The sequence below is a fragment of the Candidatus Eisenbacteria bacterium genome, assembly GCA_005893275.1.
Classification (GTDB): Bacteria; Eisenbacteria; RBG-16-71-46; order SZUA-252; family SZUA-252; genus WS-7.
The window spans coordinates 25,679-38,185 of sequence record VBOW01000031.1 but is presented as its reverse complement, the minus strand read 5'-3'; the positions used below and the strand labels follow the sequence as shown (position 1 = coordinate 38,185).

Here is a 12,507-nt window from a genome sequence, read left to right as displayed (position 1 = left end):
GCATTACATCTGGACACCGCTCCGCTCCCGGCGAGAGAATCGCCCGCCATGGACCTCCTGCTCCACCTTCATCGTCAGTTCGCCTACGACGCGTGGGCGAACCAGGAAACCCTCGCGGCGCTCCGTTCCGGAACGCCGCCGCCGCGCTCGCTCAAGTACCTGGCCCACCTCATCTCGGCGGAGTGGCTTTGGCTAGGGCGATTGAAGCAATGGAGGCAGGAATCCGAAGTGTGGCCCGCGTGGACAGTAGGCGAATGTGAGGCGCAGGCGGGGAAGCTGCCCCCCTTGTGGCAGGAGTATCTCGGCCGGATGCGCCCCGGGGCGCTCGCCCAGATCGCCTCGTACACGAATTCGAAGGGGGAGACGTGGACGAACTCGATCGGTGACGTCCTGAGTCACGTCCTCTTGCATTCGGCGTACCACCGCGGGCAAATCGCGACCGACATGCGCGCGGCAGGGCTCACGCCCGCCTACACCGACTTCATCCACGCCGTACGGCAGGGATTCGTGCGGTGACGAGACGGGCGCGCCCCGATCCGCGACGCACCCGCTACACCGAGAGCGCTCCGGTCCGAATCAGGTAGGCGAGCTTCGCCCTCTGGTCCGGATTCAGGATCGCGTGAATCCGGCTCATCGCCCGGTTCACCGAGTTCTGCAGATTCTCCGAGCTTGTTACCCGAACCGACGCGGCCGACTTCGCTTTTGCCTCATCGAAAGAGTCGGCGCTTACCGCCTCCGCGATCGCCGTGATCGCGCGGCGATCGTCCACGGCTGCCTGGGCCCGCTCGGTCTTGAGCTCGTCCAGGATCTTCGCGAGCTCGGCCACCTGCGATTCGTCGAGCCCGAGCTTGAACGCCAGGAAACGGAGCGGCCTCCTGACTCCAAAGCCTCCGCCGCCGAATGTCGCCTGGAGCTCTTCGCCGACGGTGTGCGGCTCCCGTCGCTCCATCGAGACTCCGGGGGCGCAGCCGGCATACGCGCCACAGCGGGAGCCGTGGCGGCCGTGCTTCCACCAATGCACCATGGCTGGTCGCATCGTTCCTCCTCTCGCCGGGGCTTGTCGCGCCCGGCGGTTCCAATCACGTGGGCACCATGCCTCACGGATGCTTCTTAGATTAACTCTCTCGGGATTCGGGTTCACCCACTAAGATCGCCGCGCATGGAGCCCTCGAGGATCCGCCTCGTCTGCTTCGACATCGACGGAACGCTGACGGACGGAGTCGGCGGGCCCGCGATTCCTGGAGCGGCTCACGCCGTGCGACAAATCCTCGAGCGCATGCCGGTGAGGCTCGTAACGAATACGACGAGCGTCCCGCATCGCATTCTCGCCGCCCATTTGACGCGGCAAGGGCTCTTGGACAACCCCTCATGGCTCGTGACGCCGGCTGTGGTCGCGCGGCGCACGCTCCCCGAGCGAGGGCACGCCCGCGGGCTCCTCTACGTGGAGCCGGAGGTGCGCGAAGATTTCGAGTGGTTTCAGAGCGATCCCCGGGGCCCGGCGGTCGTCCTTGCGACCGAGGGGCACGATCTGCGCATCGCGGATCTCCAACCGGCGTTTCGACGCCTGGTGGAAGGCGCCACGCTCTACACGCTCCAGCGGAACCGCTATTTCCGGAAGGGCGGGGAGCTTGTGACCGATCTCGGGCCCGTCGCGGCGTTCCTCGCCTACGCCTCCGGTCGCGAGGCGGAGACGCTCGGAAAGCCTTCCGAGCTGCTCTTCGACGCGGTCGCGAAGGAAGAGGGCGTACAGCGTGGGGAGATCGCCATGGTGGGGGACGACGCCGAATTCGACGTCTCCGCGAGCGTCGCGCTCGGCATGGCGGGAGTGCTTGTACGCACGGGCAAGTTTCGCGCCGGAGACGCCACGCGATTCACGCCGGGGCCGACCGCGGTGCTCGACAGCGCGGCCGCGGTGCCTGCTTGGCTCGGCATCGCCTGAGCGCGCGACCGCGCCGGACGACCAACCTTTCCTGCTCGCACGTGATTATGAGAACCGAGTGCACCGCCCCTCGAACGTGTGCACGCATCATGGGAACATGGAAGCGGATAAGGGAGCGCGTCTCGGCGCGCGGGAAAAAATCGCGCCGTTTTGTTTTTGGCTCTTCCCTAACACCACGGTCAGCGTGTATTCATGGGGACGCCGCGCTGGACCGGGTGGGGCGGGAGGATGTGGGTACCGTGGAGAGTGTCCAGCGCGGCGTCCGCTCAACTCTTCGTTCGCCGCCGGCCGTCGAGCGGTGCGTGTCGCGCGATCCGTGAAGGGCGTGCTAGATTCCACCGCGATGAACGAGACCGGCTCCCCCCTGGAACGGCCGCGCGTGGCGGCTCTCGACGCGATTCTAGGAAAGCCGTTCCGGGTCCTGGACGACGGCTTGGTGCGGGTCATCGACTACATGGGCTCGGACGAGTCGATCGTTCAGGCGGCGCGGGTCTCCTACGGCGCCGGGACCAAGCGAATCCACGAAGATCGCGGCCTGATCCGCTACTTGATGCGCCACCGCCACACCACACCCTTCGAGATGTGCGAGATCAAGCTGCACGTCCGGGTCCCCATGGATTGCTGGCGGCAGTGGATCCGGCATCGCACCGCGAGCGTGAACGAGTACTCGACCCGCTACTCGGTCGCGATCGATTCCGCGCAAACGACGCCCGCCGAGGCGTGGCGACTGCAATCGAAAAAGAACAGGCAAGGGAGCGACGAGACCCTGGATCCTTCACGCGGGGCGATATTCTCCAAGAAGGAGGCCGATCTCCACGCAGCGTCCCGGAAGATCTATGAGGAGCGCCTGGCCGAGGGGATTTCTCGGGAGCAGGCGAGAAAGGATCTGCCTCTTTCGACCTACACGGAAGCGTACTGGAAGACGAACCTCCACAACCTGCTCCACTTCCTGAAGCTCAGGATGGACGCGAACGCCCAGGAGGAGATTCGCGCCTACGCGGGGACCATCGGCACGGAAGTGGTCAGCAGGTGGTGTCCGATCACGTGGGAAGCCTTCCTCGACTATTCGCTCCACGCGCTCGAGCTATCCGCGACCGAGTGGAAGGTGGTCGCGGCCGTGGGGGCATCGGACACGGCCGGCGCCACGGAAATCGCAAAGGCGGCCGGCATGTTGAACATGGTGGACGGCCGTCTCGCCAAGAACCGGGAGCGCGAGGAGCTGGAAGCGAAATTGAGGCAGCTCAACCTGCCCGTGCCGTGGTCGCCGGGCACCGCCTAAATCCTCCGGTTCCTCCGATCCCAGAGCAATCCCAGCACGAAGGGAGCGAGCAGCGCGGCGTTGATCGCCGTGCTTTCGGTGCGCCAGCCCACATGGTACCCGTCGATGCAGAGGATCGGCACGCCGTAGGCCAGGAGCGGGATCCACTGCACCCAGTGCGCCCACCGGTCGCCGCGACGGTAGGGCCCGGCCACGATGCTCATGCCCAAGAGGACGAGCGCGAGATTCGCGAGCGCGCCGGCGATGTGATGGCGTCCGAGCATCGTGTCGAGCGCGGGAGCGGTCTGCCATAGGGCGAGCGAGACCAGCCCCAGCGCGAGATATCCCGTGGCGAGCAGGACCACGCTCAGGGCCGGCGGATGGACACGCGGAAGCAGCGGACGCGAAGCACGTGCCACGCGATGGGCGACCCCCCACGGGTGGTTCAACGAAGGTGGAGCGCTAGTTCGAGTGCTGCGGCTCTTGCTGCGTCGACTTGAGGTAGTCCTGAGGTGAGCCCTTCTCGTACCAGCGCGTGCTCACGTACTTGGCGTAGATCATGAAGTCGCCGGGCCCGATGAATCCTGGCGCGCCGCCGATGATTTCCGCGTCGGGCTTGAGAAAATAGGTGGTAGGAAATCCCGTCACCCCTACTGAGCGCGCGAACTGCCTCTCGGTCATGGTCTTGCCCTTCCAATGGATCTCCGCGGAGGATTCCCCGTTCACTTTCGCCAGCACGAAATTCTCGAGGAGATAGCCGGCGACCTCCGAATTCCCGTAGGTTTGGCGGTCCATGACCTTGCACCAGCCGCACCAGGTCGTGTAGACGTCCACGATCAGGTGCTTGTTTTCCTTCTTCGCCTTTTCGGTCGCCGCGTCGAACGCCATCCACGGAAGCTTCTTCTCCCCCGGCGCGGGCTTGGCCGAGCGATCGAGCGGGGTCGTTGTTCCAACCGACTGGGCGGGAGGCGAGAAGAGCGCTAGGCCGAAAAGGAGAAGGACGCATGCTGGGATGAACATTCTCATGTCGGGGCTAACTTCCTATCGTAGGGCGAGTTGTAGGGTGCGACGTGGACCTCGTCGGCAAGCCCCAAGTCATTAGAGCATACCAGGGAGGATTACCCCGTTTCAATCGGCATTTCTTCCGGAGACTTTGGCCTGGTCGGCCGGCCGTGGGGGCGCACCCGATTCGGCCCGGGACGGCACGCTCGTCGCCACGGTCCGCCAGGCGATCGCGGTCGCGACGGCCGCGAACCCGAGGGAAGTCCAGGGAATCACCCCCAGCCCCGCGCGATCCGCGAGCGACCCACCGATCAGCGGCCCCACGATCGTCGCCAGGGCGTACGTTCCGTTCAGGATGCCGAGACCGCCGCCGCGCTGAACGCTCGTCGAGTACTGGGAGGCGAGAGTGCTGGCGCTCACGTTGACCATGCCATAGAGCGGCATTGCGAAGAGCGCCGCCGCGGCCAGCGGGCTCCGGGTCAGCGCCATGCCCAGATACATCACGATGTAGAGGGTCGTCCCGACCGCGAGCACGCGATGCCCTCCGAAGCGGCCTACGAGCGGCCCCACCGCCGGCATGAGGACGATTCCCAGCAAGGACGATACGCCCAGCGCCGTGCCGAGCGTGCCCACGCTCGCATGCAGGTGCTCGACGAAGAAGACCGAAAAGAACCCCCAGGTGATGTAGTTCCCCGCGACGAGGAAGAAGATCACGACGCACACCGAGAGGAGCTTCGGGTTCTCGTACAGGGAGGCCAGGTCTTGGACCACCCCCTCGAGCCATCCGCGATGCTGCCTCACGGCCGGATCGCGCCGGTGATCTCGCAGGCACAGCGCGACCACGACGAGGTGGGCGGCAACGAGCGCCGCGCACACCCAGACCGCGGTCTTGAAACCGGAGCCGATGCTCGGTTCCATGAGGCGCGAGCCTCCGACGCTCCCCAGAAACCAGCCGATGCTCTGCGACATGAGGAGGTAGGCGAGCGCGTGCTCGCGACGGCCCGGCTGGGTGAGCGTCACGTAGGTCTTGAGCGAGGGTGCGAGGGTCCCGTAGAGGAGTGAGGCCGCCCCCGCCCAAACGAGCAGGGTGGCGCCGTGCCGGAAGAGCGGGTATCCCGCGAGCGCCGCGAAGTAGCCCGCGAGCCCGATCAGGATGAAGGGCTTCAGCCGGCCGCTCACGTCGGAGAGGCCGCCCCAGAAATTGCTCGCGATGAATATCCCGAGCGCGGGGACCGCGACCACGGATCCGACGGTGAGAAAATGCGCCTCCCCCAGGGCCCTGCGGACGTACAGGGGCAGGTATCCCTGGACCAGCGTGAGCGATAGGCCTTCGAGGAGGGCGGCGGCCCAGACGAGGAGAGGCATGGGCGGCCGACCCTAGCACGGCGGCGGTCGCTCTGCTAGACTCCGAGGTGGTCGGGACTGGCCGTACGCATACGCGATTCGCCGCAAACAAGGCCCGCCTGAGCGGGCGGAGGTTCACCCCATGATCCGTCGTCATTCCCGAATGTCACGCGGGAACTTCTTCGCCGCGATGTTTGCCCTCGCGGGCGCAACGGCGCTCGCGCTCTTGACCCTGGCCGGGTGCTCCGCCAAGACCGACGGGACGGCGAAGGCGCAGGAGTCGGCCATCAAGCCCCAGGTCCAGATCCCGTTCAAGATCGGGATCATGACCGGGACGGTTTCCCAGGGCGAAGACGAGTTCCGCGCGGGGCAGATGGTCGTGGCGAAGTACGGCGCCGATCACGTGAAGATGGTGACCTACCCCGACAATTTCATGCAGGAGCAGGAGACCGTCATCGCGCAGCTTGTTGGTCTCGCGTCCGATCCGGACGTGAAGGTGATCGTGGTCGGGCAGGCGATTCCCGGCTCGGTGGCCGCGGTGCGAAAGATCCGGGAGAAACGCCCCGACATCCTGATCGGGATGGTGGAGCCGCACGAGGATCCGGACATCGTGAATGCGACCGCCGACATCTCGATCCAGCCCGATCAGCTCGCGCGCGGCCGCACGATCGTGGACGTCGCGCACAAGATGGGCGTGACGGACCTGATCCACTATTCCTTCCCGCGCCACATGTCGATGGAGCTGCTCGCGCGGCGGCGCGACATCATGAAGCAGGCGTGCCTCGAGCAGGGCATCCGGTTCCACTTCGTGACGGCGCCGGATCCCATGGGGGAAGGCGGCCTCCCGGCGACCCAGCAATTTGTGATGGAGGACGTGCCCCGGGAGCTGAAGCAGTACGGCGGGAAGACCGCGTTTTTCTCCACCAACTGCGGAATGATGGATCCGATGATCCGCACGGTGCTCAATAACGGCGGCTACGTGCCGGAGCAGTGCTGCCCGAGCCCGACCCACGGATACCCGACCGCGCTCGGCATCGCGATCCCGCCGGACAAGGCGGGCGATTTCGCCTACATCAACGCCGAGAACAAGAAGGTGATCGCCGAGCACCACATGACCGGACACTTCGCGACGTGGCCCGTTCCCGAGGTGATGCTCTCGATCCGCGCGGTCACCGATCTCCTGGTCGACGCCGCGGAGAAGAAGGCGAACTACAAGGACCCCGCGCAGGTGAAGGCTTCGATGGAGGAGCACGCGGGCGTTCCCATTACGTTGACCAAATACGACGAGAAGAAGGGGAATTCGTATCTGTTCCTGGTGAGTAATATTTATTACTAGCGATTCACCGATCGGGAAGCAGAGAAGCGCCGTGCGGGGTTGATCCCACACGGCGCTTTTGTTGTGGGCCGGCGTTCAGCCCATTCACTCGCCCAGGACGTGAACCGCGCGCAAGAACTCACCTTCACCGACTCTCCTACCCGGATCCACGGAAGGGTCCAAGAGCTCGATCGGAGGTTCTCCGCTCACCTTTTCATGCGGGGGAACATGAAGACCTCCTCTCGCCCGCTTATCGATGACGACCAGATGGTGCCCTTTGATTTGAACCACAGGTCGGCGCTCCGAGTCATACACGTGCGCAGCGTCGGTGGATGAATCAGGGGCTACTGGGAAAAAGCCGGAATCCAGTCCGATGATCGGGAGGTAGAGGTTCTTGGCCGAACCCAGGTCGGCGTCTGCCAGGACGATGTAGCGCTTCGACTTCTCAAAGTTCGGCTGAGCGACCGCGAACGATTTGTCTCCGGCCGCCCTTCCCCCTCGGAGTGTCAGCGCAAGGGGTCTCGGCCTGGGATCTCCCTTCGCGTACACAACGTTTCCAAAATAGACGCGGGTCAGAGCAGTCTCACCAGCGGGGTCTATCGCAAACCGAACCGAGTCGACCGTGCCAGCAAAAATCACACCCGCCATCTTCGCTAGGAACGCAAGGTTGGGTGGAGCATCAGGCTGGATATCTCCTGCAGTCCCTCCCTTGATCCGGTTGAACCTATACCAATTCCCCGTGGACCCAGCGTTGAACTCAAGTCCGTACTTGTGTCTCGGAGTCGCGCTATCAACGATCGTATTCTCTGTAACGGTAAGACCCTGAGCCCCGGCGAACTCCATTGCTGAGTAGCTTCCAATACCGGCTTGGGAGCATTCGGCAACATAGTTTCCTAGAATAGAAACGCCTTTCGTGACGCCGTGCTGATTGATCGCCCAGAAACCCCGCTGTCTTCCCCTCGTGATCGTATTCCCAACGAAACTCACGCCAAGAAGGTTGGATCCGGCAAAGAAAACGGGGACAACGGAGCTGTCGATACTATTGCCGGTGAAGGAGCACTCGCGGATGACGCCCTGGAAACCACTCTGGGCATTGCCCTGAACGACAACACCGAACGGCGATGTGCCGCCGGCTATCGTGCATCCAGTCATGCTGAAACCAACGACCTGCTCCTCGGCTTCGTTGGGTTCTAGGTCTACGCTCGCTTGTCCAATGTTCCGAAACTGAACGGAGACCACGCGCATCCCGTTTACGTCCCTAACGTCCAGCCCAGAGTCCGTCGTTGTGCCAATCTGTCCGCCACGAACCTCAATATCGCGATTCACACCGGGAGCCGTGTGGTTTCCGTACACCGCGATCGCTTCCCCGATGGGATGCAGAAACACGCAATCAATGAAAGAGACACGCTTGACGTTGGTGATGCGAACGCAATTGCTGCCGGCGCCTCCCAAGAAGCCGGCATCGAATGTGATGCCCCTCACAACGATGTCGGAATCCGGCACTCCGGTGAATTGATGGTTCTGCAGCATATTCCCGGTCCAGGAACCGGACTTACGGAAAATGACCCCTGGACCGGCCGCGCGAAGCTCCGTATCGCTCCAAATCGAGAGCGTGGAATCTATATCGTAGACAGCCGGGTACACATCGACCACGCCAGATCCGGCATCGTGAGATTTGTTCAATGCGTCCTGAATCTCGGATCTCGTTCTTGGATGGTTTACGGAGAGGTTGAGCCGGGTTCCGGTCGATGTCGCGGAGGCCGGTGTGGCAAGAAATATCAGAAAAGATGAGAGGAGCAGGGGCCTGCTGGTTTTGCGATTCACATCAGCCTTATACGGGGCCGTCTCGCGGTACGGGCCTTCGGGGCGTCGGCTTGTATCGAACCCCATCCTAGCATAGGCTCTCGCGTCACGACATGGCCCCACCTACCGCCATCGCCCCACCCGCCCTCGAGCTCCGTTCGATCGTCAAGGAGTTCGAAGGCAATCGCGTCTTGAAGGGGGTCTCGCTCTCCGTGCGCGGGGGCGAGATCCACGCCCTCGTGGGCGAAAACGGCGCGGGAAAATCCACCCTCATGAACATTCTCTTCGGGATGCCGGTCATCTGGGAGACCGGCGGATATGAAGGGGAAATCCTGCTCAGCGGCGCGCCGGCGCGCTTCCATTCCCCCGCGGAGGCGATGGAGGCGGGGATCGGGATGGTGCACCAGGAGTTCATGCTCCTCCCCGGCTTCCGCGTCGCGGAGAACATCAAGCTGAACCGCGAGCCGACCCGGCCGAATCCCGCCTCGCGCGTCCTGGGGCCCAAGCTCGAATCGCTCGACATCGCGCGCATGCGCGCCGACGCGCGCCGGGCGCTCGACCAGGTAGGGCTCGGGATCGACGAATGGGTCGCCGTCGCGGGCCTTCCCGTCGGGCACATGCAGTTCATCGAGATCGCCCGCGAGGTGGACAAGGCGAATCTCAGGCTCCTGATCTTCGACGAGCCGACCGCGGTGCTGACCGAGAGCGACGCCGAAAAGCTCCTCGAGATCATGCGCGGTCTCGCCGCCAAGGGGCACGCGATCCTCTTCATCACCCACCGGCTCGACGAAGTGCTCGCGGTCGCGGATCGGATCACGGTCCTGCGCGACGGGGAGGTGGTGGGCACGCCGGATCCCAAGGACACGACCGTGGTCCGGATCGCCGAGCTCATGGTGGGCCGCCCGGCCGCGGTCGCCGCACAGCGACGTTTTTTTGCGCCCACCACGGAGCCCGTCCTCGGCATCGAGCACCTGAGGGTCGACATGCCCGGAGAGCGCGTGGAGGACGTCTTCCTCGCGGTCCGACGGGGCGAAATCCTCGGGATCGGAGGGCTCGCGGGGCACGGGAAGCTCGGGATCGCAAACGGCATCATGGGGCTCTACCCCGCGTCGGGGCGCGTGATCTTCGAGGAGGCCCCGTTCTCTCTGAACGAGCCCCGCTCGGCGCTCGAGCGCGGCCTGGCCTTCGTCTCCGAGGACCGGCGCGGGGTGGGCCTTCTGCCCGAGGAATCGATCGAGCTCAACATCGCGCTTTCGGCGCTCGAGGCGCATGGGCGCTTCCTCCACCCGTTCCCCGTCCAGCCCCTTCGCCTGGTGAATCATCGCGCCATGCGCGCCCACGCGCTCGAGATGATCCGCGCCCTCGACATCCGCACGACGGGCCCCTCGCAGCAAGTGAGGCGGCTCTCCGGCGGGAATCAGCAGAAGGTCTGCGTCGCGCGCGCCATGACCCTCGAGCCCCGGCTCCTCTTCGTCTCCGAGCCGACGCGCGGAATCGACGTGGGCGCGAAGCAGCGCGTGCTCGAGATTCTCGCCTCTCTGAACCGCGACCATGAGGTGACGCTGGTCGTCACCTCCTCGGAGCTCGCGGAGCTCCGAGCCATCTCGGACCGCGTGGCGATCGTCTACCGGGGAAAGATCGCCGTGATCCTTCCCCCCGACGCGCCCGACGCGGATTTCGGGCTCGCGATGGCGGGCGAGACAGCCAAGGCCGCCTGATGGCAAACGGAATCCGGCTGCCTGGATTCCTTCGCGAATTTGGAATTCCGCGGCTCCTCATCGCCGTCTTCCTCGTCGTCCTCTTCGCGGTGGCCGTCGCCACCCACATGGATCTTCGGGGACTCATCTCCGATTCGATCGTGCGCGTGGGACGGAATGGGATCCTGGTGCTGGCGCTTCTCCCGGCGATCCAGGGTGGGATCGGGCTCAACTTCGGGCTTCCGATCGGGATCATCTGCGGGCTCGTGGGTGGCGTGATCTCGCTCAATGCCGGCGTGCATGGAATCGCGGGGGTGGCGATGGCCGCGGGGATCGGGGTCGCGCTCGCCATCCCCGCCGGAGCGGGGTACGGGTGGCTCCTGAACCGGACGCGGGGCCAGGAGATGATGGTCGGAACGTATCTCGGCTTCGCGATCGTCTCGATGATGTCGGTCTTCTGGCTCCTCGCCCCCTTCCAGAATCCGACTCTGGTCTGGGCGATCGGCGGACGGGGTCTCCGGACGACGCTGAGCCTCGGAGGCATCTACGACAAGGTGCTCGACCGCTGGCTCACCTTCACCGTTTCCGGAGTCCGGATTCCAGGGGGCACGCTGGTCGTCTTCGGCGCGCTCTGCCTCTTCGTATGGCTCTTCTTCCGCACGCGGATGGGGATCACGATCGCGGCCGCGCGCTCGAGTACGCGCTTCGCGCGGGCCGCGGGCATCTCGGATGAGCGCACGCGGGTCCAGGCCACCGTGCTCTCCACGGTTCTGGCGGCCATCGGGATCGTGGTGTTCAGCCAGTCCTACGGCTTCGTGCAGCTCTACACGGCGCCGCTCCTCATGGCGTTCCCCGCGATCGCCTGCATCCTGATCGGCGGAGCGAGCGTCACCCGCGCCACGATCGGGCATGTCATCGTGGGCACCTTTCTCTTCCAATCGATCCTCACCGTGGCGCTCCCCGTCACGAGCCAGGTGATCGAGGGCGACATTTCCGAAACCGCGCGGCTGATCATCCAGAATGGGATGATCCTGTACGCGCTCACGCGGATCGGGAGGACCTGACCGTGGCGCGAGGGCTCCTCCGCCACGCGGTCCCGATCCTCTTCGGGGCGCTCTGTCTGTTCGGGATCATCGTCGCGAAGATCACGCCGCCGTTTCTCCTCAGCGAGATGCTGGTGCGGATAGGGAGGAACTCGGTTCTCGTGCTCTCGCTGCTGATTCCGATCCTCGCGGGGCTGGGCCTCAATTTCGGCATCGTGATCGGGGCGATGGCGGGACAGATCGGGGCGATCCTCATCGTCCACTGGGGCGTCCCCGGGATCGCGGGCTTCGCCCTCGCGTGGGCCATCGCGACGCCGATCGCCATTTTGCTCGGGATCGCGACCGGCTCCCTCTTCAACCGAGCGAAGGGGCGCGAGATGGTGAGCGGCCTGATCGCCGGGTTCTTCGCGAACGGGCTCTACCAGCTTCTCTTTCTCTTCGCCGTCGGCTCGATCATCCCGTTCCACAGCGCGTCGATGGTCCTGCCGCAGGGGTACGGGCTCCGAAACACGGTGGATCTGACCACGATCCAGTACGCGATCGACGATCTGGTCCGGCTGCGTTTCCGCATGCAGGGGGTGGAGGTCCGGGTCCCCATCGCCTCGTATGCCATCATCGCCTCCTTCTGTCTGCTCACGCTGTGGTTTTTCCGAACGCGCCTCGGGCAGCAGTTCCGCGCCATGGGTCAAGAACCCCATGTCGCCGCGATCGCGGGAATCCCCGTGGAGCGAAACCGGATCGTCGCGACGGTCCTCTCCACGGTGACGGCGGCCTGGGGCCAGCTTCTCTTCCTTCAAAATATAGGGACGTTGAACACCTACAGCTCGCACGAGCAGGTCGGGATGTTCGCGATCGCCGCTCTCCTCGTCTCCGGCGCGACCGTCTCGCGGGCCTCGGTGGGCCAGGCGCTCCTCGGGGCCGTGCTCTTCCACACGCTCTTCGTGGTTTCACCGCTGGCGGGGAAGGCCCTGGCCGGGGACGCCCAGATCGGCGAATACTTCCGCGTCTTCGTGGCCTATGCCGTCATCACGGTCGCCCTCGTCCTTCACGCGTGGCAATCCAAACGCGCCGCCCGCGAGGCCCGCGAGGAGACCCGCTAGGCGGCG

12 protein-coding genes are annotated in these 12,507 nt (G+C 64.9%); 7 read left to right on the top strand and 5 right to left on the bottom strand.

Going from position 1 to position 12,507, the window contains the following annotated elements; genetic code table 11:
- Positions 1-48: 48 nt before the first annotated feature.
- Positions 49-516: a hypothetical protein gene (locus tag E6K76_07215; protein TMQ58685.1), complete on the top strand. Its 468-nt coding sequence runs from the start codon at positions 49-51 to the stop codon at positions 514-516.
- Between the two features lie 34 nt (positions 517-550).
- Here E6K76_07215 and E6K76_07210 read toward each other — a convergent pair whose 3' ends face one another.
- The gene (locus E6K76_07210; GenBank protein TMQ58684.1) at positions 551-1,036 is read right to left on the bottom strand and encodes a periplasmic heavy metal sensor; all 486 of its coding nucleotides are present in this window, start codon (positions 1,034-1,036) and stop codon (positions 551-553) included.
- Between the two features lie 123 nt (positions 1,037-1,159).
- On the opposite strand from E6K76_07210, the gene E6K76_07205 reads away from it, so the two are divergent.
- Together E6K76_07205 and E6K76_07200 are read left to right on the top strand one after the other, a co-directional pair.
- The gene (locus E6K76_07205) at positions 1,160-1,939 is read left to right on the top strand and encodes an HAD family hydrolase (protein ID TMQ58683.1); all 780 of its coding nucleotides are present in this window, start codon (positions 1,160-1,162) and stop codon (positions 1,937-1,939) included.
- Positions 1,940-2,282: 343 nt separating this feature from the next.
- Positions 2,283-3,218 (top strand): FAD-dependent thymidylate synthase, encoded by a 936-nt coding sequence (locus E6K76_07200; protein ID TMQ58700.1) that lies wholly within the window; start codon positions 2,283-2,285, stop codon positions 3,216-3,218.
- On the opposite strand, the gene E6K76_07195 is transcribed toward E6K76_07200, so the two are convergent.
- From E6K76_07195 to E6K76_07185, 3 genes are all read right to left on the bottom strand, one after another.
- A complete protein-coding gene (locus E6K76_07195; protein TMQ58682.1) occupies positions 3,215-3,616 on the bottom strand; it encodes a hypothetical protein in 402 nt (133 codons plus the stop codon). The two genes, E6K76_07200 and E6K76_07195, sit on opposite strands and share 4 nt — an antisense overlap.
- A 43-nt stretch (positions 3,617-3,659) precedes the next feature.
- Complete coding sequence (locus E6K76_07190) at positions 3,660-4,223, bottom strand: DUF255 domain-containing protein (GenBank protein TMQ58681.1); 564 nt, start codon at positions 4,221-4,223, stop codon at positions 3,660-3,662.
- Positions 4,224-4,325: 102 nt separating this feature from the next.
- Positions 4,326-5,564, bottom strand: coding sequence for an MFS transporter (locus E6K76_07185; protein TMQ58680.1), 1,239 nt, complete (start codon positions 5,562-5,564; stop codon positions 4,326-4,328).
- A 169-nt stretch (positions 5,565-5,733) separates the two neighbouring features.
- Between E6K76_07185 and E6K76_07180 the strand changes: the two genes are divergently transcribed.
- Entirely contained in the window at positions 5,734-6,879 is a 1,146-nt protein-coding gene (locus E6K76_07180) for a DUF3798 domain-containing protein (protein TMQ58699.1), read from the top strand.
- An 84-nt stretch (positions 6,880-6,963) separates the two neighbouring features.
- Here E6K76_07180 and E6K76_07175 read toward each other — a convergent pair whose 3' ends face one another.
- A complete protein-coding gene (locus E6K76_07175; protein ID TMQ58679.1) occupies positions 6,964-8,748 on the bottom strand; it encodes a right-handed parallel beta-helix repeat-containing protein in 1,785 nt (594 codons plus the stop codon).
- Between the two features lie 26 nt (positions 8,749-8,774).
- On the opposite strand from E6K76_07175, the gene E6K76_07170 reads away from it, so the two are divergent.
- The 3 genes from E6K76_07170 to E6K76_07160 are packed head-to-tail and all read left to right on the top strand — an operon-like array spanning position 8,775 to position 12,501.
- Positions 8,775-10,379 (top strand): sugar ABC transporter ATP-binding protein, encoded by a 1,605-nt coding sequence (locus E6K76_07170; GenBank protein TMQ58678.1) that lies wholly within the window; start codon positions 8,775-8,777, stop codon positions 10,377-10,379.
- Complete coding sequence (locus tag E6K76_07165; protein TMQ58677.1) at positions 10,379-11,422, top strand: ABC transporter permease; 1,044 nt, start codon at positions 10,379-10,381, stop codon at positions 11,420-11,422. Before E6K76_07170 ends, E6K76_07165 begins: the two co-directional genes overlap by 1 nt.
- Entirely contained in the window at positions 11,419-12,501 is a 1,083-nt protein-coding gene (locus tag E6K76_07160; GenBank protein TMQ58676.1) for an ABC transporter permease, read from the top strand. The genes E6K76_07165 and E6K76_07160 overlap by 4 nt, the downstream gene beginning before the upstream one ends.
- The last annotated feature ends 6 nt before the right edge of the window (positions 12,502-12,507 follow it).